Annotated in this window: 18 protein-coding genes; 6 read left to right on the forward strand and 12 right to left on the reverse strand. The window is 44.3% G+C overall.

The window, feature by feature from the left end; all coding sequences use genetic code 11:
- Nucleotides 1-357: 357 nt before the first annotated feature.
- Nucleotides 358-1,056, reverse strand: coding sequence for a DALR anticodon-binding domain-containing protein (locus V7K31_RS27745; protein WP_335098847.1), 699 nt, complete (start codon nt 1,054-1,056; stop codon nt 358-360).
- Nucleotides 1,057-1,583: 527 nt separating this feature from the next.
- On the opposite strand from V7K31_RS27745, the gene V7K31_RS27750 reads away from it, so the two are divergent.
- A complete protein-coding gene (locus tag V7K31_RS27750; RefSeq protein ID WP_292795523.1) occupies nt 1,584-2,303 on the forward strand; it encodes a Crp/Fnr family transcriptional regulator in 720 nt (239 codons plus the stop codon).
- A 78-nt stretch (nt 2,304-2,381) separates the two neighbouring features.
- On the opposite strand, the gene V7K31_RS27755 is transcribed toward V7K31_RS27750, so the two are convergent.
- From V7K31_RS27755 to V7K31_RS27790, 8 genes are all read right to left on the reverse strand, one after another.
- The gene (locus V7K31_RS27755) at nt 2,382-3,428 is read right to left on the reverse strand and encodes a PstS family phosphate ABC transporter substrate-binding protein (RefSeq protein WP_335098849.1); all 1,047 of its coding nucleotides are present in this window, start codon (nt 3,426-3,428) and stop codon (nt 2,382-2,384) included.
- Nucleotides 3,429-3,633: 205 nt separating this feature from the next.
- Nucleotides 3,634-4,611: a hypothetical protein gene (locus tag V7K31_RS27760; protein WP_335098851.1), complete on the reverse strand. Its 978-nt coding sequence runs from the start codon at nt 4,609-4,611 to the stop codon at nt 3,634-3,636.
- 95 nt (nt 4,612-4,706) lie between these two features.
- Nucleotides 4,707-6,764, reverse strand: coding sequence for a phospholipase C (locus tag V7K31_RS27765; RefSeq protein WP_335098853.1), 2,058 nt, complete (start codon nt 6,762-6,764; stop codon nt 4,707-4,709).
- A 182-nt stretch (nt 6,765-6,946) separates the two neighbouring features.
- On the reverse strand, nt 6,947-7,567 hold the full coding sequence (locus V7K31_RS27770; RefSeq protein ID WP_335098855.1) for a PEP-CTERM sorting domain-containing protein: 621 nt from the start codon (nt 7,565-7,567) through the stop codon (nt 6,947-6,949).
- A 510-nt stretch (nt 7,568-8,077) separates the two neighbouring features.
- Nucleotides 8,078-9,490, reverse strand: a complete 1,413-nt coding sequence (locus V7K31_RS27775; RefSeq protein WP_335098859.1) for an ABC transporter substrate-binding protein — start codon at nt 9,488-9,490, stop codon at nt 8,078-8,080.
- A 306-nt stretch (nt 9,491-9,796) separates the two neighbouring features.
- Nucleotides 9,797-10,885 carry a substrate-binding domain-containing protein gene (locus V7K31_RS27780; protein ID WP_335098862.1) on the reverse strand — a complete coding sequence of 363 codons (1,089 nt, stop codon included), beginning with the start codon at nt 10,883-10,885 and terminating at the stop codon, nt 9,797-9,799.
- Between the two features lie 26 nt (nt 10,886-10,911).
- Nucleotides 10,912-12,315, reverse strand: coding sequence for a serine/threonine-protein kinase (locus V7K31_RS27785; RefSeq protein ID WP_335098865.1), 1,404 nt, complete (start codon nt 12,313-12,315; stop codon nt 10,912-10,914).
- A 471-nt stretch (nt 12,316-12,786) separates the two neighbouring features.
- Nucleotides 12,787-13,800 (reverse strand): LysR family transcriptional regulator, encoded by a 1,014-nt coding sequence (locus V7K31_RS27790; protein ID WP_335098868.1) that lies wholly within the window; start codon nt 13,798-13,800, stop codon nt 12,787-12,789.
- 212 nt (nt 13,801-14,012) lie between these two features.
- Here V7K31_RS27790 and V7K31_RS27795 point away from each other — a divergent pair, with 212 nt between their 5' ends.
- From V7K31_RS27795 to V7K31_RS27815, 5 genes are all read left to right on the forward strand, one after another.
- Nucleotides 14,013-14,729 (forward strand): NnrU family protein, encoded by a 717-nt coding sequence (locus V7K31_RS27795; protein ID WP_335098871.1) that lies wholly within the window; start codon nt 14,013-14,015, stop codon nt 14,727-14,729.
- A 523-nt stretch (nt 14,730-15,252) separates the two neighbouring features.
- The gene (locus V7K31_RS27800) at nt 15,253-15,639 is read left to right on the forward strand and encodes a thioredoxin family protein (protein ID WP_335098874.1); all 387 of its coding nucleotides are present in this window, start codon (nt 15,253-15,255) and stop codon (nt 15,637-15,639) included.
- A 197-nt stretch (nt 15,640-15,836) separates the two neighbouring features.
- A complete protein-coding gene (locus V7K31_RS27805) occupies nt 15,837-17,939 on the forward strand; it encodes an NAD(P)H-quinone oxidoreductase subunit 5 (protein WP_335098877.1) in 2,103 nt (700 codons plus the stop codon).
- A gap of 193 nt (nt 17,940-18,132) precedes the next feature.
- Entirely contained in the window at nt 18,133-18,363 is a 231-nt protein-coding gene (locus V7K31_RS27810; protein ID WP_335098880.1) for an addiction module protein, read from the forward strand.
- The gene (locus V7K31_RS27815) at nt 18,360-18,656 is read left to right on the forward strand and encodes a type II toxin-antitoxin system RelE/ParE family toxin (RefSeq protein WP_335098883.1); all 297 of its coding nucleotides are present in this window, start codon (nt 18,360-18,362) and stop codon (nt 18,654-18,656) included. The genes V7K31_RS27810 and V7K31_RS27815 overlap by 4 nt, the downstream gene beginning before the upstream one ends.
- Before the next feature lie 44 nt (nt 18,657-18,700).
- On the opposite strand, the gene V7K31_RS27820 is transcribed toward V7K31_RS27815, so the two are convergent.
- The 3 genes from V7K31_RS27820 to V7K31_RS27825 all read right to left on the reverse strand — a co-directional run bounded on the left by V7K31_RS27820 (nt 18,701) and on the right by V7K31_RS27825 (nt 22,257).
- The gene (locus V7K31_RS27820; protein ID WP_335098886.1) at nt 18,701-18,904 is read right to left on the reverse strand and encodes a hypothetical protein; all 204 of its coding nucleotides are present in this window, start codon (nt 18,902-18,904) and stop codon (nt 18,701-18,703) included.
- 461 nt (nt 18,905-19,365) lie between these two features.
- The gene (locus V7K31_RS32005) at nt 19,366-19,485 is read right to left on the reverse strand and encodes a hypothetical protein (protein ID WP_442941399.1); all 120 of its coding nucleotides are present in this window, start codon (nt 19,483-19,485) and stop codon (nt 19,366-19,368) included.
- 249 nt (nt 19,486-19,734) lie between these two features.
- Nucleotides 19,735-22,257, reverse strand: a complete 2,523-nt coding sequence (locus tag V7K31_RS27825) for an N-6 DNA methylase (protein ID WP_335098889.1) — start codon at nt 22,255-22,257, stop codon at nt 19,735-19,737.
- Between the last annotated feature and the right edge of the window lie 226 nt (nt 22,258-22,483).

Here is a 22,483-nt window from a genome sequence, read left to right on the forward strand (position 1 = left end):
AGAAGCAGCTTTTAGATTATCTCGTTAAGAGTCTCCGACTGGGAATGCCGTTCTAGAGGCTCCGCCTTCCTCGCTGGCGGCAGCATTTCCAGCCAGAAGCTAGGAAACGAGGGTTATAAAGGAGTTTTACCTTAAGTTGACACGTATGGACTCAGCGTCCCTCTGCGTTTAAAAAAGCTACGAATTTCGGAAATGCTGTACTAAGTACAGAACACCATAAAAAGGGTATGGAATTTAATCATTCGTAGGTTGGGTAGAACGTTCGCGTAGCGTCCCGTAGGGAAGTGAAACCCAACATCAAGTCTCAATATTTCCAAACCCCTTTTACGGTGACGTGTACTAAGCAACATTACTGACTTATAACTCCAAGGGCGCAAAAACCCCCAAATTTTCCTCTAGCACATATTTTAATACTGACTGAGTAGCCATGAGCAATCCAAGTCTGGCTTGAGCTACCTCTGGTGAGGTAATTTTCACATCACCCCAAATCCGGCAATTAGACCAGAACTTTTCAAAAGCTTGGCTCAAATTCAGCGCTACTTTTTCCCATTTCACAGAACCGCTAACATCAGGGCACTCTATGTTGTCTATGACTTCTACTAACTCGGCAATTAGACGACGCTCATCTGGGTGATTTAGTCGCAATGTTCCATCACTGTTGAGCCAAGGTATGGGGTTGGGGGCGATAACACTCCAAAAAGCTGGACTACTATTTGGAACTGGTTCTCTAAGTTTAATCAATCCCTCTCGGTGAGCCAGCAACACTAGCGAACAGCAGCGTGCATGAGCATATTGAACAGCAAACAGCGAATTGGGCATTGGGCATTGGGCATTGGGCATTGGGCATTGGGCATCAATTGTCCCCTCATCTCCCCTTGCTCCCTGCTCCCTGCCCCCTGCTGCCTCTGAACTCCCGACTGCCACACTTTGTAACCAAGTCGCTAACGTCGAGTGAGTCAATTCAAAATATATCCAACCAGGGGGAACTATTTGGATGCTAAAAACGCCACCACAGATCCCTGATATATCTGAGGCGATCGCACTAGCAAACTCCATAGCTTTTCGATTCTGAGATTTTGAAAGTCGCAGGGCTACACCTGAGATATACAAAATTTTACTATAATCTCTATCTTTATATAGATGACTTTTCTCATCTTTTATGCTTCTAATTTTTACCTTATAAGTACTAATACTTAGTGATTTTATTAAATAGCTATATACTAGCTGTTTTATTGGCGTATATTTGCTGACTAGTAATTTATCATGCACGTAATTTTATTGAAATAATCATGTAAAATATATTTTTTAATTTTCTGTCATCTATCTTGGGGCATAAATCTAATCTTTATGAAGAAAAATGAGAGGAGGATAAAATTTAATGAATAATCGATGAATAGTAAGTAAATTTTACTACCATCATTGTACAGTAGGAAGTATAACAAAAGAGTAGAGAGTAATTTGCTTTCTATTCTTTGGATTGGCTGGCGCTGTTAGGCGTTAAGCCTGCCTCGCCAACACAAAGACACTCCTTGCACCTTTTTATTTACACGTCTTTGTTTTCAGCCGAACGCTCTTTGTTACCTATGCAATCTCAATCCTCCTTTTCTGAGGCATCACGGCCTTTTTTGACTTGGCAACGCATTCTTGACTGGGCTCAAGAACACTACCGCTGCCGCACCTTTAGCAAAGATGAGCGCATTCCAGCTCGACCTGGATTGCTATATTTAGTGCAAAGGGGTGCGATCCGCATGGTGGGAACCGCACAAGTTAGTGCGACTGCTAGTCAGCTAACGTCTCGACGAATCAACAGAACCCCAGAAGAAGCGTTCTTGGGTTTTGTGGGAGCGGGACAGCCATTTGAAATTGTTGCCCAATCACCATTCACACTTCAGGCTTACGCCCATGTTGACCAAACTGCGGTGCTGTGGATGTATTGGCACGACCTAGACAATTGGCCTCACTTCCGTCGTGAAGTCATGGATGCCTTTAGGTATCAGCACCAGCGTAAGCTGCTGTGGCTGAGTGCCTTGGGACAACGGCGCACAATTGACCGACTCTTAGGATTTCTCACATTGTTGATTGAGGAATATGGAGAGCCAGCAATGAGCGACACTGATCCTGATGTGATTCGCGGTTATTGTCTGCCTTTTCCCCTCACCCATGCCCAAATTGGTAGCGCGATTGGTTCCACTCGTGTAACCGTCACCCGTTTGATGGGCAAGCTGCGTCAACGTGGCTTAATCCTGACTCAAGGCGATAATCTCATTTGCTTGCCAGCAGAGTCAATTAATAGAGCTGGTTAAAGCACAGTTCAGAGCGGCGCTTTCCGCCACTCTGTCTGAGTGCGATGGTCTACGCCCCTCGGTCGGCGATCGCTCCTGTCAGCGAATTTTGACAAACCCAGCTTGGCTAATCAGTTCCTGTCCCTGTTCACTCAGCAGTAAGTTGGCGTAAGCGACACCTGCTTGCTGCTCAGTCTGACCATTTTGTTTGACCACCACAAACAGATTCCGGGTAATCGGGTATTTTCCTGATTGGAAAGCCTCAATGTTCAACTTGTTTCGTTTCCCAGGACATTCCGACGGGAGGACAGAAGGTTCTTGGTAAGGAGCAATGTATGTCCCTTGCGTTCGCCCCAACGGCAAGGCTTTGATTGAGCATTGAGGAATCACCTCTGGGGCAGAAGCGTAATAGATGCTACCAGGACTACCAGCCAATTTTTGCAAAGCTTGGGTGGTTGTGGAGATAAATTCCACATTGGAGCTGAAAGCTTGGCCACCCAAGATGTCTTGCACAAAAAGCTCAACCGTACCGCCATCAGCAATACGGCGGGAATAGGGCTTAATCGGAATATTGGGGCCACCCACCTGGCTCCAATTATTGATTTTGCCTGTGTAAATTGACTTTAACTGGTCTATCGTTATTCCTGGGATGTTGAGACTGGGGTTAACTGCGACTGCCAAACCATCAATTGCTACAGGAATTTGTTTCAAACTAAACCCACGCTGCTGGGCACGGCTTAATTCCTGATCTAGAACTGGACGGGAAGACTGGGCAAGAGCTAATTGACCGTCTATCAGCGACTGGATACCAGTACCAGAACCAGGAGATGCATTGCTGGGTTCTACATAACGCAGTCGAAACCCTGGTTGCGCCGCTTGAATTGCTGGATCAACAACTAGTCGAATCGGTGCCCAAGATGTACTGCCTCCGTAATTGAATAATCCTGTAGGAACATCCTGTACTGAGGTGAAAGTCTTGCCACTAGGTTGTTCTGATCCAGTTTGGGGCGTTTTGGTGCTAGGAGAATTAATTGTATTTAGCTCAAGACCAGACTTTCTGCTGAACCACCAAAAACCGCCAGCTACTAGCCCGACCGTGATTAGGATGGATAAGACAAGAATAGGTATTTCGTTTTTTTGGGACATAGTAAATTACCCGCGCGTCCATTCAATACAAGTGCTTAACTTGATAGGTGCTTACTACTTGAGATTGTATTTGGAGAACGGGTGTTTTATTAACGAATCCTGATAAATCCCCACTTCTGACTACTTTAGAAGTCAAGGTATAATAATTTTCCTCATCAATACCTTCGCCAAAAACTTTATCTGACACCTTTATGGTTAGTTGAAATTACTCAAGGAACGGGCTTAAAAGAAGTCCGCCTCGGAGATGGTTCGCATTTAATCCGCGATTGAGCCGGAGTAGGGAGCCTTTTCCCAGATGGCGATCAAAGATGTCGCCATAGTTACCTACAGATGTGAGAACGCGGCGTTGCCACTCCTGATCGAGATCGAGTTCTGGTGCGGAAATCGGCATCGCCCCAGCACCGCCTGCATACCAGGGTATTTCCGGTCTTTCTGCGTTGATTAATGTATGCACTGTCCACGCGACGATCGCAGACCACTGAGCGTCCTCGGTTCCGGTTGCAGCGATCACCGGAAAGGTCGTCAGTGGCTCCGGGAGGATGCGGCTCGATAATCGGTTTACTCCAGGGTCGAGGCGGATCTTTGCAAGAGTCGTAATTTCACCGGCGATCGCATGGCAATTTTGCACGTTGTATGTATCGATCATTTCCCCGTCCTCAGAGAATGGCCGACGGAACCAGTTCTTGTGGAGCGCACCGAAGTAAGCTGTGAGGCTCCGCTCGACCGAACTGCCAATCATGAAGCAGATGCTTTCTTTGGCCAGGTCGCTGACGTGGTGTGCAGCCGAGGTGGATGCCACCATCACCGCATTGGATTCTACGAAGATAGTCGGGCCAGGCAGCAGTTTACCGGCCAGCTTCTGCTCGTCAATCTCCGAACCTGTGAGAAAGTATACGTCGTCCTGCTGGTTACGCACAGCGTCGAAGTCCTTCGGCGTTTCGTACTGATGATATTCGATGCGGTCAGCAGATCCCAGTACGGCGGCGGCGATCGCCCGACAGACGTCAACGTTGAGACCACTCCAGCTTCCTGGCTCGGCTTCAGTTGCCAGACCTGTCCGCTCGACGCTGCCACAGCGAACCACATTGTGTTCCTTCACACGTTTGATCACCGAACCCGCCTGAGCGGTGGAAATCGAGCCGCAGACACCAAGTAGAGTCAGCAAGACTAAGACAAAGCGCATGAATTCTCCTCAGGGAATGTCGAAAAATGGGGATATTTGAAGATTACTGAGTAAAAAAGTGGGGAATCTCACTTCTTTACTCAGCACTCAGCACTTTAAGGGTTAGCCACTGGATACGTACTTGGTAGTGGGTTAAAGCCCTTGGGAATTTTGTTGACTATCCCCTGGCGCTTGTCCTCCGGCGTGATTCCGATCGCCCGGCAGCCTTGCCCACCGTAGTGCGGTAGTGTGTTCACAACGCTGTCTGGAATCTTCGCAAATGAGGCTGGCAGTGGCGGCGAGATGCCAAGCAGTCTCTTCGGATCGAAGCCCGACAACAGGCTGTCGGTGATTGGCGAATTGATGTCCCGTGGGCCGAGGTACTTCTGCTCAAATCCTGGTGGACCGAACTTGTTGAACTCTGGGGAGTTGCCAGCAGCGAGTGCCTGTGCCTCATCAGGCAGGCTGGCGAGGGCGGGCAAACCAAAGATCGTGTTGATAGTTTCGATCACCGAGTTGTGATCGCCCTCAGCGTGGGAGACGGCGTGCGTCCGCGCGTAGGGTGAGATTAGGATCAACGGCACACGGACACCACGGGAGAGCGGTAGCCCGTCAGGGCCATAGGATAAGATCCTTGGTGGCACATGGTCGTAGAAGCCATCGGACTCGTCGTAGGTAATGATGATAGCACTCTGCTGCCAAAGCTTTGGATTTGAGGCGATCGCGTTGATCACCCTGGCCGCCATCCCCTCACTGAGCTGGCGATCGCTGTAGCCCGGATGGTCGTCATCGCCCGACTTCGCTGCATTAATCGCGGCGATCTCATCCTCCGGCGTGTTCGGGTTAGTGATCGGCGGCTTCAAGCCCTGCTGGTTCGTGTAGCCGCCACGGACGTAGAACACGCCGCCTTTGGGCAGGGTATCTTTGGCGATGTCGGTGAAGAAGTCACCAAGCCCCCGGAGGTTTTTGCTCACCTCCGGCGTGTTGGCGATATAGCCGAAATACTGTGCCCCGTTGTGATGGGTGACATAGGCATTGTGGGAAGCGATGCCGTTGGTATCGGTCGGCTCAAGATTGTAGCCTTCTTGATACCAGTGCCAATTCACAGGCTCAGTTCGGAGTTTCTGGATATAGGGGATATCCTGCTGGATATCGGCTAGATCGAATGAATGATTTCTGTTGCCAGCTAAAACCGACCGAATATTGCGCCCCTGGAAGGTGAGCGGTAGACTGGCGAAGGTCAGGTTTGAGGAAATGTTGTTATCGGCGTAGCTCTCTTTCGGACCAGCAGGTTGCTTGTTGTTCGTCGTTGTGTCGAACTGGGAGCCATAGAATGGCTGTGGGTCGTTGACCAGGGGTACTCCCTGCGTCGTGCCAGTGTGGCTGCCCACGGTGTAAGATTTGCCGCTCGCACCGTGCTTCACCCACTGTGTTTCACCCGACTGCCCCGCGATCATCGCCACCGCATTCGGGGTTGAGGGCGTGTCTTCGGTTGCAAAGATGTTGTCGAAGACCGTGAAGCGACTAGCCCACTTCCAGAAGAAGGGAATGGTGTCGCAGTCGATGTGCGACATCACAAGGCGGGCAAACTGCTTGCCCTCAGCAATGTTGGCTGCTCCACCCTTCGATGCGAAGCGTGTGTACTCGTCGTTGACGAACTGATCCATCTGTGGCTTGCCGTCCACAACATGGAGCTTGGTTGCCAGTCCGGTATGCGAGTGGTCAACACTGTCAACGGCGCTGGCGTTCTGTTCAGACCCGATCCGGAATGGCTGAACCGTGACAGTCTCGCCTTTAGCATCCGTATAGGTCTGGGTGAAGCCCGGCGTTTTCTTTGAGTCACGAGGCTTTTGTCCATCTGAGTAGAGTCCGTTAACACCGGGCAAGGTGCCATACTCGTTGTCGAAGGAGTGGTTCTCGTTAAAGATTACGAAGACATACTTGATCCGCTCGTGAACCAGTTTGGCGAGCAACTTCGGCGGCAGATTGGGTTCCTTGTGCGGATCATTTAAGTATCGCGTCACGTCTGGCGTTGCATCTGGCTGAGTTGTGACGGTTGAGTTTGCTGGTAATCCTTCGTGTGCAGAGGAATCCTCTGCGATCGCCGAGCCGAGAAACATCGACGGTAGTAGCAAGAATGTTAGAGCAAAACATAACTTTGTAAATCGTTTCAAAGCACATCTCCTTGGTAATTTTTATCCAGGTAATATCACTATGCAAAATTAAAAATTCCTAATTCATATACAGCAAGCGTTTGATTGATTTAAAATAATTATTTTGGTTACGCTGTGCTTTATTGGTTCCGAAATTGACAAAAACTTAATACCGTTGAGCAGAAGCAAAATTATGCCGCTATTTAAGCTTTTTGCTTTCTTTTCAACCACAACCCGATAGTAGCAACAACTGCTATACCACCAAAATTTTGAGGTTCAGGAACAGGCTCACTTTTAGCGAAAGTAACGGCAGTAATGCCCGAAATTTGGACACTTCCAAGGTCGCTGTTGTCCAAAAATTTTCCATCATTGGTACTACTCGTACCTGTGAAATTGCTGTCAAAATATAGTTCCAAACTCTGCAAATTATTGTTTTGCTCTGCCAATAAGCCGCCGTCTGCAAAAGCAAGTATGTTCTCTTGAATGTAAGCTGTATTGCCAGCCAAACTGTTGGATAATGTTCGCAAAACAGTATTGTCATTGACTAAGTTGATAGTCCAACTTGTCAAATCTACAAAAGAATTAGAAGCGGGTAATTGATCCACATCCACTGTGTAAGTTCCATTAAAAGAAGCATTTGCTAAATTAACAGGTAGCCCTACTGAACTATCAAGAGCCGCAGGAGCAAAATTTCCGGAAATATTAAATGTTTTCAAATTGACAGCCTGAGCAGGATCTGTGCCAATAACTGCAAGCATAGTGAAACCAAGTACTGTGGTGGCAGTTACTTGCGATAACCTTTTTAAAGGTGTTGCATTTAGCATAATTTTGCTCTTAATTCTTGATTTTCCCCATAAGAGACAAGATATTAAACCACTTGTCCATTAGCCGTCTGCGTTCGGCAGTTACTCACTTGGAAAAACCTCAAGATTGCACTACCTCACCAGCTGCTAATAATCCCCACTTCTGTATTTTGTTACCTAAAAATTAATAACAAGTTAAGGAAAGGCAAAGTTTATTAAATAGTCAGGGCAGTATAGGACTCATATTTGATTTTTGAAAAAACTCAGTACAACTCAAAGAGGCTTCTTGCCTACTCCCCACTCCCAGCCTACGCAAATAATTTCAGAAATCAAATCGGATTGCTATATTACCCAGATTTATCACTAACCATACAAAATTTTATTGGCTCAGTTTTTTGCCTGATGGCAAAAACAAGCGTGTAAAATCTTAGGTTTACTCTATGCCAATACTCGTAAACAAAGCGAAAGTATTGCCTATAAAGCTGAATTTCCCATGTTGAGAGTTTTTCCAGGTTAACTATTGGTTAATTTTTAATTTTTTATTGCTGATGATCGCACTGGTTCAAAGTCATAATCAGTACCGGCGCGAGAACCAGGAACGATTTTTACAAGTTGGACTGGCGCATTGCGATCGCCTGATGCTAAAAACCGAATTGTACCAGAAGCGCCAGTGGCAGAAAAGTCAGAGGAAGTTAGTGCTTCTTGGACTCCAGATCGCGTGGGATTGCGTTCTAATGCCGCAATCAAAGCTACAGTGGCATCATCGCTGAGGGCGCTTCGCCAACTCACATCAGCGCCCCATAACTGCCGAGATTTTTGGGGAAAATCTGACTTGCGATCGCCATCAATATGCCAGGGAACTGCTACTATCATCCCCACAGCTTGCTGTCTGCCAATTTCTAAAGTTTTGGTGGTGTAAACATCATCTCCAGAAAGCAGAATTAACCGTTTCTGGTTAATCTGAAGTACTTGCAGCGCTTTATCCAAAGTTTCAGTGTTAGCAGCTAACATCAACACTTCTGCACCTTGTTTAGTTGCTTGTTCGACACTTTTAGCTGCACTAAAATCCGCATTGGATAAGTCAAATTCACTGGATACCTGTCCACCCTCCAGCAAAACAGATGAAACAAACTCAGACTTTAAAGACTGGCTATAGTTACTCTGAGAATTAAAGAAAACTGCTGCATTTTTTTTCTGCAAGGTTTTCACCATATAGTTGGCCAAACTTCTAGCAGCGATAAAATCACTGGGAACCGTGCGAAAAACGTAGCGGCTAAAGTTAGAAATTTTTACAGATGTACTGGTAGGGGAAATTGCTACAAGTTTTCCATAGTTATAAATAGTACCTGCGGCTAAGGTAGAATCGCTAGTAATCGGACCAACTACACCTAATACTTCTGAATTGCTGATTAGGCTGGAAGCGATTTGCTTGGCTATTTCTGGCTTGTCGTTGTCGTTAGCTATCCCTACCCTCAACGGCACTCCTTTGATTCCTCCAGAGGTATTAATTTCATTTTGGGCTTGGGCGATACCACGTAAAACTTCTAAAGAAGTATTGGGGTCAGTGCCTATTGGTACAGAAGCCACAATAGTGTAGCTCTTTGAAGATTTGATTCGGGCATTGTTAAGAAAGATCAACGCTTCTGGATCGTTACGGTTGAGTTCTAGGGCAGCTGTGAAATTGGCGATCGCCTGATCATAACTTTTAGCAGCGATCGCCTGTACTCCCGCTTTTTTAACTGGAGAAATTTCACCCGGAGTCAAGGATTTTTCCCCAAAACTAATGCGGTCTTGTAAGGATAGATTGCTGTCTGTTTCCTGATTTGGAGTATTACCAAATTTGAAACCAGAGTTGTTAGTAAACCACCAAAAACCACCGCCAATTATTCCAACTGTCAGCAACAGAGCCAAGGCTAAAATTGTGGTTTCATTCTTTTGGGACATGAACAAATTTGAATAAAGTAAAAATGTTTATTATTTGTATAGGACTCGTATTTGATTTTTGAAAAAAATCAGTACACCCCAAAAAGGTTTCTTCGCCACTCCCCACTCCCATTCGGCTACGCTCACGGCAAGCCTACTCCCTGTCTACGCAAATAATTTCAGAAATCAAAGCAGACTGCTATAGAACTTAGGTGTTGAGATAAAAAACGAACTCCTCCAGAGGCAGAGAACACTGAGAAATAAGAGTTTAAGAGAGTTTTTGCGTAAGTCCTAATTTGATTATTTTGCTAAATCTAACCACTTTGATCATTTAAGTCTGACAAATCCAGCCTTTTCGATCAGTTCTTGACCTTGAGGTGTCAGCAGCCAATTTGCATAAGCAACGCCTGCTTGCTGATCTGTTTGACCATTTTGTTTAACGATAACAAATAAATTGCGCGTAATTGCATAGTCTCCACTCCGAAATGCTTGACTATTCAACTGATTACGTTTATTGGGACATTCAGATGGAGGTATAAATGGTTCTTGGTAGGGAGGCACAAATTGACCCCTTGTACGCCCTAGTGGTATAGACTTAATCGTACACTGAGGCACAATCTCTGGGGCAGAAGCATAATAAATTCCGCCAGGACTTGCAGCTACTTTTCGGACGGCTTCAGTGGTGGTGTTAATATAACTAACGTTGGTACCAAAACTCTCTTTATTTAAAACATTTTCGACAAAAAACTCTGCTGTACCCCCAGCTTCTTTGCTGCGAGAGTAGACTGTAATTGGTAAATTTGGCCCACCCACCTGTTGCCAATTAGTAATCTTGCCTGTGTAGATGCCTTTAAGTTGGGCGACAGTTAAACCAGGGATATTCAGACTCTGGTTAACTGCGATCGCAATACCATCAATTGCCACCGGAATTTCTTTTAAACTAAATTCTTTTTGTTTAGCTTCTGCATTTTCTTCAGCTTTAACTGAGCGAGAAGATTGAGAAAGAGCTAGTTGATTATCTATCAACATCCGAATCCCAGTTCCAGATCCTGGATCACCTGATGGAGGTTGAGTATAGCGCAAAATAAAGCGAGGGCAGAGTTTTTGGAGTACAGAGTCTGCCTCTTTACGGATGGGTGCCCAGGTTGTGCTACCACCATAGTTAAATGTCCCCTCTGGGAGATTTGGTACAACATCACATTTGCTATTAATAGGAATGCGATCGCTGGGATTGGCATTTACCGACTGATTCCCAACAGGAATGCGATCGCTGGGATTGGTATTTACCGCCTGATTAGCAACAGGTTTATTTAATTGCGCCCACCGTTCCATAAAAAACCATAAGCCACTAAAGATTAAACCAATGGTGATGACAGAGGCTAAGAAAAGGGTAAGTGTTTCGTTTTTCTGAGACATAGGTGGCTGTTAGCAGCAAGAGTTTTTTAAAGTAATCGAGATAATAATTTATAGATAAGTCGAAATATGGCTGCCACTGAAATAGCTACTAAGCCTGCTGCAACTGCTAAAATAATTACTGTCTGAATGCCACGACCCCCTTGTAAAAAGGGGAGAAAAAAAATAATTGCAAAAGTAATTGTCGGAATAATTAATAAATCGAACTTTTCAATCCACCGCCTGGTTTGGACAAATATTAGTATCCCCAAAATTACAGATGCAACAATGAAAGTAGGTATTGGTGATTTTATTAGACTCAAAAGAGCGATCGCAATCAATGCACCCTCAAACCCACTAAATGCCGCCCCACCTAATAATTCCAGTGTAGAAAACGCTGGTTGAGTTGGTGGACGGCGGGGGACGACGGGACTAGAGCCTTTGGGTGGTTGTGGCGGAAGTGTTACAGAAGGCGAATTGAGTTGTGTAGGGGCTTGAGCCGCCTGTGAATTAAGTGCATCTAGAACCTCCTGGGCTGACTGGAAGCGCTGATTGGGAGCAGGAAGTAGCATCTTGTCTAAAATGTCAGCAAGGCGAGGCTTAACAGTCACTTGTGATCGCCATTTCCACTGGTTACTATAGGCATCAAATAGTTGAATTGCTTCCTGATTTGTTAACAAAGTAATAAGAGTTATAGCCAACGCGTATAAGTCTGTAGATGGGAATACTTGACCACCAGCCATCTGTTCCGGCGGTGCAAATCCCATAGAATAAATTCCTGTGGAAGATGCCGCAGAACCAAGTGCAGCGTTTGTTACTTGCTTGACTGCGCCAAAGTCTAGTAAGAAAAGTTTACCATCTCGACGACGCATGATATTAGAAGGTTTGATGTCTCTGTGGATAATGCCTCTGTGATGGACAAACTCCAGTACCTTCAGAATTTCTTGCAGCACCTCCAAAACTTGCTGTTCAGAGAATTTGCCATTTTGAATTAATTCTTCCTCTAAGTTTTGCCCATCAATGTATTCTTGTGCCAAGTAAAAAAATTGGTCTTGCTGTCCTGGTTGCAAGCTATTAACTACCACTGGAAAAAAGGCAAACAAGTCAGGAATTTGCTCGTGATCATTACCAAGTTGTGCTAAAACTTCTGCCTCCCTCTCAAACATTAACTGCGCTTGTTGCAATTGAGTTGAGCTTAAATTCCCTGCTGGTTGAAACTGCTTAACCACGCATTGACGCATTCCAGGTATTCGGCGATCGCGTGCCAAAAAGGCTGCTCCAAACCCACCCCTTCCCAGCAGCTTCGTTGTCACGTATCGACCATCTAGCATCAGTGGCATACCGCAGGTAGTACAGTACTTCTGCTGCATTGTTCTCAGCGTCGTAATATCATCTAAATCGGGGAAATAGTTTTGTGGGCGTGGACAACGTGGACGAGTGCAGTAAACTTCCATTTTCGTGATTAGTCACTACTCAAAATAATTCCTAATTGATAATGACGCTCGTTCGCCTTTGGCGTCTCCCAAGAGGAGACAATTCGCTAACGTAATTCGTAATTAGTTCAGGTTACAGACCAACTAAATTTATTTATGAAGAATAGGACAGTTTTTCCTGGTGTCAAACCGCCGGCTTGCCTACGACACTCTGCACAAACACCGATAGCTTAATAATTACGAATTACGAATTACCGAAGAAGAATAAAGACGCCAGTCGCCAGAATTCAGAATTGAATTCTGAACGAAAAAGTGGATGAATCGTGGTAAACGAGCAAGCGACTTAAGTCGTCCAGGAGAAGAAAAGAATTAAAGAGCTTGAAACCCCTGACTTGACTGCTGGGGTATTCTGACACCTCGGCGGAGCTTTCCTTGCTCCGCTCCTGAATTCTGACTTCTGACTCCTTTTCATGAATTATTTGTTACCTGATTTTAGCCTTCGCCGGATGAGATGGCCGTTGCTCCATCCAAGCTAGTTACCACTATGTTTTTTTGTGCCAATATTAACACATCTTGATTCCATCCAGGGTTAGCAAACTGGGGTAAAATTTCCCGACTAAAAGCTTCTGCGGCCTTGGATCTATAACGATTAGGATTAAAAATCAGCCACAGTGTCCGTTTGACGACGACGCCTTCAATGTTGGCACAGTGGAGAACGCCCATTTGTAATTCTTTAGCGATCGCACTAGTTGAGACAAAGGCAGCCCCCAAACCAGATTGCACAGCATTTTTAATTGCTTCAATGGAATTCAATTCCATTTCAACCTTAAAACGCCTGGTATCAATCTCACAGCGTGATAGCACTTGGTCAATTACTTTGCGGATAGTCGATTGGGAATCTAGGGCAATGAATTGTAATTTATATAGGTCTTCTTTGTGGATTTTTTCAAGTTTGGCAAAGGGATGAAAGACAGGTAGAATCAGCGCTAGTTCGTCTTCAGCGTAAGGAATAACTTCTAAAGATTCAGATAGTTCACCAGGAATTTCACCACCGATAATCGCCAGATCAACTTGTCCGTTAGCGACACTCCAAGCAGTTCGCCTGGTGGAGTGGACGTGTAATTGCACTGCCACATCTGGATATTTTTGTCGGAACATCCCGATCATTCTGGGCAAAAGATAAGTGCCGGTAGTTTGAGAAGCACCGACAATCAAAGTACCGCCTTGGAGATTTTGTAAATCCTCGATCGCGCGGCAGGTTTCCTGACACAGACTGAGGATTTTTTCACCGTAGCTGAGGAGTAGATGCCCTGCTTCGGTTAATTGGGCGCGTCGTCCTCCACGGTCGAATAAGGGGACATCTAGCTGCCGTTCGAGATTTTGCACTTGCAAGCTCACGGCAGGTTGGGAGACGTAAAGACTATCAGCGGCCCGCTTGAAGCTTCCTTCTTGAGCGATCGCTTTTAAAATACGTAACTGATCTAAAGTGAAAGGAAGGTCAGACATAAGGCTCAAACCACAAACTTTAAAAGGAGCGGATGCACGCAAAAAATCAGCTTTGGCAGCAATCAGCCCGTCATGATTTGTTGCATATTAAACTTGAAGGCTTGACTCGAAAAAGACATTAGCACAACATTTCGACTAAAGTCTCCTTTTGAATACTTTGTGGTATTGGTTGTACTGAGTTCCATTTTCTTTAAATTATTTCACCTGTGTATATGCTGCTGATTTCTTGGTTGACACCTAGTCATTTTGTCATACTAGGGTTACAAATAGCTTTTGCGATCGCTCACAGTGGAGGCGCTGCTTTGCGTCCTTGGGCAGAAAAATATATTGGACCAAGGCTTTATCGTATTCTCTTTGCATTAGTTAGCCTCCCGTTGGCTGTGATATTAATTATTTACTTTTTTGGACACCGTTATGATGGTTTGCAACTTTGGCAGGTACAAGGGGTGGTAGGAGTGCGAGAATTTGTTTGGCTGCTGTCAGCGATCTCTTTTTTGTTCTTATATCCTGCTACCTTCAATCTACTAGAAATTGCTGCCATTCAAAAGCCCCAAGTTCATCTTTACGAAACAGGAATTATTCGGATTACCCGTCATCCCCAGATGGTGGGACAAATAATTTGGTGTGTTGCCCATACTCTGTGGCTAGGTACTAGCTTTACCCTTGTGACTTCCATTGGGTTGGTGTTGCATCACTTGTTTGGGGTTTGGCACAGCGATCGCCGCCTCTTGCATCGCTATGGAGAAGCCTTTGAAATTGCCAAACAACGAACTTCAATTATTCCCTTCAAAGCAATTATCGACGGACGTCAATCTATCAAATGGCAGGAATTTCTCCGCCCTGCCTATTTGGGAGTTGCGATTTTTATCGCTTTGCTTTGGTGGTCGCACCCTCTGTTACTGGAAGCAACTAGTAGTATAGGATGGTAAATTTAGGTGATCCCCAGTGTCAGCAGAAAATCCTAAATAAATGAGAATTTTAGCTTATCAATTGCCCCCAAATCAATGTAGGATAAGTTCAAACATCTATCAGTGGAGGTCTGTTCAGTCAGCTTAAGATTTTACATTGGTAGTTGTTGGTCAGTTGCTTTTCCTTGGGAGTAAGTGGCAGATTCAGTCGAATTCCCAGCTATAGACGGCAATCAGGAGTTTAACTTCCAAAAAAGCCACCGTGAAAGTCGCGCTGGCTTTTTTATCAGAGACACATCAACGCGCTCAATTTTTCCCTAATTAATTATTCTGTGTCCTGAGATTCTGTTCCTGAAAGCGCCCCCACTTGACTCTTAAAGAAAAAGAAACGAGTTCCTCATTCAATCTCCTAACTTTAGTTATGGATTTCTACTCAGCACGGGCTAAACCCTAGCTATCGGCTAACAGGACTCGGAAATCAGCACTACTGAATTGGGTGCCGATAGGTAATTTGATATAAAAACCTTATAATCCAAGAGGTGTCATGGTGTTGTCGGTTAGTGAACGGACATTTACTCAAGAAGTTTTAGAATCTCCTATTCCTGTTTTAGTTAACTTTGAAGCACCTTGGTGTGGCTTGTGTCGAATTATCCACCCACTGTTGTTGGAATTCCAAGCCGAATGCGGGCAGGAAATTAAATTAGTTGGGGTTAACGCCGATCAAAATTTTAAATTGTCTACTACTTATAGGCTCAAATCACTACCCACTTTACTATTGATTGAAAATGGCACTATTCGTCATCGCTTGGAAAGCTTTCGCGGCAGAGAAGATTTACGTCTAGCTTTAGAAGAGATTAAAGCCAGCTACAGCAGTTACCCCAAAATCTACAAAAGTTCAAAAACAGTGGGCTTAGAGTATCGGTCAGCCTGATGGATATTGGCATTGGGCTTCGGATCAAGGGCAAATGACCAATGACTAATGACCAATCACAAATGACCAAATCTAAAACCATGCTTAACACCCCACCCAAAGGTCATTGGGTGGGTTATTTTATCCTAAAGGGTGTGTGTCACAATTATTAACAGTTCCGACACGCTAGTTAAGAATTCTAAAAGTAGGCGTCAGTGATGGAAGTAATCTATCAGTATGCCTGGCTGATTCCGGTATTACCTCTTTTTGGGGCAATGCTGGTCGGTCTAGGGTTAATCTCGTTGAATCAGGTGACAAACCGCCTCCGGCAGCTTAATGCTGTGGTGATTATCTCCCTAATGGGAGCAGCTATGGGGTTGTCGCTTGCCTTGCTATGGAGTCAAATTCAAGGACACGCGACTTATATCCGCACCTTGGAGTGGGCCGCAGCAGGTAATTTTCACCTGAACATGGGCTACACTATTGACCACCTGACAGCCCTAATGCTGGTGATTGTGACAACAGTGGCCTTCTTAGTCATGGTTTACACCGATGGCTACATGGCTCACGATCCCGGTTACGTGCGGTTTTATGCTTATCTCAGTTTGTTTGGTTCTTCAATGTTAGGTCTGGTACTCAGCCCCAACCTAGTACAGATTTATATCTTCTGGGAACTGGTGGGAATGTGTTCTTACTTGCTGGTCGGCTTTTGGTACGATCGCAAGTCAGCAGCCGATGCCGCTCAAAAAGCATTTGTGACCAACCGCGTGGGTGACTTTGGTCTATTACTCGGCATTTTGGGGCTGTTCTGGGCAACAGGAAGCTTTGAATTTGATGTCATCGGCGATCGCCTGTCCCAATTAGTACAATCAGGTTCTATCAGCAATTTTCTCGCTGTCCTGTTGGCAATTTTAGTTTTCTTAGGGCCAGTTGCTAAATCAGCCCAATTCCCCCTCCACGTCTGGCTACCAGATGCAATGGAAGGCCCCACCCCAATTTCTGCCTTAATCCATGCAGCAACAATGGTGGCAGCAGGTGTTTTCCTGATTGCCCGGATGTACCCAGTATTTGAACACGTTCCAGCAGCAATGAGCGTGATTGCTTTTACTGGGGCGTTTACGGCGTTTTTGGGGGCTAGCATTGCCATTACCCAAAACGATATTAAGAAGGGCTTGGCTTACTCCACCATTTCCCAACTTGGTTACATGGTGATGGCAATGGGAATCGGTGCTTACAGTGCTGGACTATTCCACCTGATGACCCACGCCTATTTCAAGGCGATGCTGTTCTTGGGATCAGGTTCAGTAATTCACGGCATGGAAGGTGTTGTTGGTCACGATCCCGCCTTAGCGCAAGATATGCGCTTGATGGGGAGTCTACGCAAGTATATGCCCGTGACGGCAATTACCTTTTTGATTGGTTGCTTGGCAATTTCTGGTATTCCGCCCTTTGCTGGCTTCTGGTCAAAAGATGAAATTCTGGGAAAGGCTTTTGAGGCTAACCCACTCCTCTGGTTGATTGGCTGGCTAACTGCCGGGATTACCGCTTTCTATATGTTTAGAATGTATTTCTCGACATTTGAAGGCGAATTCCGGGGTAATGACGAGAAAATCAAGCAAAAACTCAAGAAGGCGGCGGCGACAATCGTCCTGGAATTAGAGTCAGAAGAACCAGTCCCGAATTTTGGGCCTGGGGCGATGAAAAAAGGAGAATTGGCGGCAACTGGTGAACACCATGATTCCCATGACTCCCACGGGCATCATAGCGATTCTCCTCATGAGTCGCCGTGGACAATGACTCTGCCCTTGGCACTGTTGGCAGTGCCTTCGATTTTGATTGGTTTGGTGGGAACTCCCTACGCCAATTATTTTGAAGAGTTTATCTTTCCTCCTAGCGAAACTCTCTCCGAAGTTATAGAAAAGGCTGCCGAGTTCAATCCGACGGAATTCTACATTATGGCGGGTGCCTCAGTGGGAATTTCTTTGATTGCGATTACTTTGGCTTCGCTGATGTATTTGCGAGGGAAGATTGACCCGGCTGCGATCGCTGCTAAAATCAAACCACTTTACGAGTTATCTCTCAACAAGTGGTACTTTGATGACATTTACCATCGGGTTTTTGTTGTCGGCTTGCGTCGCCTAGCTAGACAAGTTATGGAAGTTGACTTCCGCGTTGTCGATGGTGCTGTTAACCTCACAGGCTTTTTCACCCTTGTTAGTGGTGAAGGTCTGAAGTACCTAGAAAACGGTCGCGCTCAATTCTATGCCTTGATTGTGTTTGGGGCGGTTTTGGGTTTAGTGATTGTCTTTGGTGTCACCTGATTTTCATAGGGGTGGGCAGTTGTCCGTCCCTAAGTTTTTCAATTTAAAGAGTCTAAATTAGACTCCTTTTTTTTTGGCTGATAGTTTATTTACAGTGAATTAACAAGTGGAAGAAACACTCTTGTTTCCTCTGCCCTGTGACCTGTCACCTGTACTTCCAGTAAAATAAGAAGTACTGTATGAGAAAATAACTATGACCCTTGAACAGCTTGAAGCTGAAGTTCTTGCACTTCCAAAAGATTCTCAAGTGATTTTATTGGCACGATTACTTGAACGATTGGGTCAAGAAAGTGAAATAGATCAAGAAATTGCAGCTAGTTGGGCTGAAGAGGCTGAGAAGCGTGATGAAGCTATGAACACCAATCAAATTACTGGTATTCCTGCTGAAGAAGTGTTTCGACGAGTTCGTGCATCTTTACAATGACAAGAATTGTATTTCATCCATCGGCAGAGCAAGAACTGGTTGATGCCACAAGTTATTATGAGGAAAAAAATCAGGGGCTTGGGCTAGATTACTTAACAGAAGTAGAAGGTGCAGTCAATCTCCTTATGTGTTACCCGGCTGCGGGTGTAGTGGTTCGAGGATTTGTTCGTCGGCTGATTCTGCCTAAATTTCCTTATTCACTCCTATACCGTGTTGTTAATGATGATTTAATTCGGATTCTAGCCATAGCACATCACAAACGTCAGCCTCTGTACTGGATTGGTCGAGAATAGAATTCAGGATCAATTAGTAGGGGATTTAGACCCCCTAAATTTTGTTAAATATTAAAATCTTCTTTTACATCATCTGGCGGTTCAAACATAATCTCAAAACCTCCGTTGGGAATAGTTCGACGCAAAAATCTTAAATGGTCGTCTGCATCTTGGCGGTTAGCAAAACGGGCGACGGTGTGAGATTGGGTAATCACTACAGTTTTTACTATCACCCAAGGATGATTTTGGGCAATAACTGGTTTTATCATGGTGAATGTCTCCTTTTGTTAGGGAGCCAAGAGCCAGCAGGAAGCCTCGGAAACTTATTTGCTGGCTTCTGACAAGATTTGTAATTTTGTTGCAGGGTTGTTGTAAGTTTGAGTGTGTTTTCATCGCTTCTAAACACTCTCATCTCATAGCTTTTGGGGTAAAAGCTGGGTTGCATCATGGTCATGAAGTCCTGGGACAACTAGCCATAACCACATTCGGCATTTGAATAACCGCAATGATAGAAGTTCTTCAGGGAATTTTTGATTTCTGTTACTTTGCCAGTGTCCAAGGTTGGAAAGTTGTTGTTTGGCGCAGGTTGGGCAGAGGTCGCCTGGTTTTCCTTTGTCTATGGTGTAGTTTGAGTCTTCAGGATTTAGGGGTTTGATGCCAGGAAAGCGCCCTGCTTGGGAATGGGGGCAGGGTTTGCCGTCGAGTTCTGCGGGGATGATGTTAGTGCAAATTAGGTTATCGGGATAAATGCGCCTTTGCTGCGATTACTCCACCACGCCCATTTACTTTTTGCTGAGTTGGGCAAAGTGTCCCTTATTAAAGTCTCAATTTCAGTAAAAGAAAGGGTTATTTAATTTTGCTCACTGCCACGCAAAAACTCTAGGAGTGGCTGGTATTTATAGCAGTCGCCAAAGCCGTTAGGACAGTTCGCGGGAAACGCGCCTTCAATAGCGTATTTTGTGATTTTATTGCTGTCCTAAGCTCCATGTCCGTTGCTATACTACCCTCCTTCATGTGATTTGTTTTCCTCCTGACCTCATTTTGTCTAGACTTTTGATCATTTTTTCAAAAACTGTCTCTATCAAATATTACTTAAAAATTATCTAGAGATTAGTTTTCTATCCTGAAAATCCCCTACATGACCTCGGTTTACAAGAAATCTATGCAATTGACTACAAATAACTCGAATAGTTCGTAAATTTTCTTCTGTTAAATACTTGCCATGCATTACACGGTTACGTAAGTCGCGAGCCTCCCCAATTTTACCTATGACGTTTACATTGTCATAATTATCAAAAATATCTTGAAATGGTTTATTTATTGTATGTCTTGCGTCTTCATCCTCTATAACTTTTTTCAAGTCTTTAAAATCTAAATAAAAAATTGGATGTAATTCAAAATTATCATGTAACGAATTTGTAGTTTCATTTGCTTTGTAATTATTAGCTTTTCTTACTAGATTAGTATCAATACCAGCATTATCCCACCACTGAGTACCATACTGAGAAATCATTACTTTAATAATTAATTCCCTAATAACATTTTCTAAGTCAAGGAAGAATGGAAAACTAGCTAAATTACGAGAACGACCGCATGAGCTATATAAATCATCAATTGCTTCTTGTATTTCAACAGAAATTAATCTTTGATTTTGATTACTTGTAATACGACCAGATTTGTCATAACCAATATCATCAATTCTTGCCATGTAAATGTCATAATCCTGATCATTTTTAGTATTTACTTGCTCAAATTCTCGCTTTTCTAAAAGAATTACACTAGTCTTCACACCAGCACCGTATGGCATGAATGTCTCTTGAGGCAAACTAATTACTGCTCTCAGTCTTGTCCATCGTAAAATCCAGTCACGTACATCTTGCATTGAACTATTTGCCAATATTCCATCAGGTAATAAAATTGCTAATTTACCTTTTGGAGCAAGATATTCCAAACAACGATTTAAAAAAGCAATTTCTTGAGGAATACTTTTAAAAACTTTGCCATTTTTCTTTGTAACCCCATCCCGTTCAGCAAAGTCTTTTAAAACACTTTCATTTGTCAATTTAGAACCAAATGGAGGATTAGTTAAAATCATTGTCAACCCTCCTAGATAAAAACCAGGATGTTCTGGAAGCCCCTCCGTAATTCCTCCTGTAATGTTACCCAATCGCTCCAGCGAATCCATTACCTTTAAATCGGCATATTGTGCGCCATTCATTAAAGTATTAACTCGCGCTACACGCATCACATTTAGAGAATATTCAGCCCCAAATAAATGATTATCTCGAAACTTAATAAACTCTTGCGTTGGTTCTTCAGGATTAATCCCTTCACCACTACCACCATTATTTGCGATCGCTTTTGCATACTCCTGCTTACGCACATAATCCAAAACGTGCGTCAACATCCACGCTAAACCGCAAGCAGGATCACCAACATAATCATTTACTGTTGGTTGTAAAATCCCCACCATTAAATTAATTACTGGTGTAGGTGTGGAATATTGCCCCAAATGATCGCGGAAAGTCTTGCTTAAAAAATCCTCAAACACCCCACCTTTCACATCTGCTGAAGATTTTCGCAAACTCCAAGGCTGTAAACGCTTAACGATTTCCATTGTGGTATGAGGCTTGAATTGCAACACATCAGCCTCATTAAAAGCGAAACGCGCATTCAAATCAGCACCAAATTTTTTCGCTAATGTTTCTCTTTCCCACTGCTTCGCTTTTTCAAAAGTGTCTCTTACTTGAACTAATAAACGTTCTGGGTCAGTTTCATTACTAACACTAAACACATAAGCCCGTGATTCTCCTGTTTGCTTTACCAAGTCAATTGTTGCCTGTTCGTCATACCACTTAGCAAACAAGAATTTAACCATTGCATCAACAGCTTCTTGTGGCTGCAAACCTTCGTTATCTCTCAGAATAGAGTGACAACCAGAACGCGTATCTCCCAAAACCTCACGAAACTTATCACGGGTTAATGGTATGAGTCCAGTTTGAATCCCATCCGGCTTATTTGCATCTAAGACAACTTTATAAGGGCTGTGTTCTGCTGCCTCACGCGCACTTTCATACTTGGGTAAATCACCAATTATTTCTAACTTTCTTGGATAGTCAAGGTCACGACGATAGATATCTGTGTGGTGGCCATTGGTTAAAATTGCATAACGGGCAGATGGTGAAGCGCTTATGTAAGCATTGAGTCGGTTAAGATGATCAACCCAACCTTCTGCCTCAGTGCCGCCAACTTTTTTACTTGGTTCCATAGCCTCTACCATAATGAAGGCTACATCCAAATCACCTACAGAATCAGCATAACGGTCATTATATACTACAACGTCTGTGCGATAAACTACAACGTCTGCACGTCCTTGATAGCGTCGTCCGCCTTGATAAGTTCCCTCGGCAAAATCTGCATTTAGTTCCAGTTGCATTGCTTCTAGTGGAACACCGTACTCTTCTACTAAAATCTGAAGCGCCCACATCGTCACAGGGTCTTCTGCTGGACGCACATAAGAACCATCAGCTTTAAATAACTTCTGTAGATTTATATGCTGGCGATACTTCTGTGGTATGTTAGCTGGATTTTGGTAAGGATTTGTGAAATCGGAGAAAGGCATGAAGTTATTGCTATGGAAGACAGGTTACACAGTAAACAAATGATATGCTATTGCGAGCGATCGCGCCTTCTCTATTAAAAAGCGATTTTTGTGCGATGCCTGGGTTGGGTTACGCCTACGCAATTTCGGCAATATGGCTATGTCTTTTTAATTGCATCTTCAATCTCTTCTAAACTGACATCTGCATGATCCAATTTTGCATAATATTAATATTTGGTTAGATGGT

It is taken from the genome of Nostoc sp. (genome assembly GCF_036917675.1).
In the GTDB taxonomy this organism is placed as follows: Bacteria; Cyanobacteriota; Cyanobacteriia; order Cyanobacteriales; family Nostocaceae; genus Nostoc.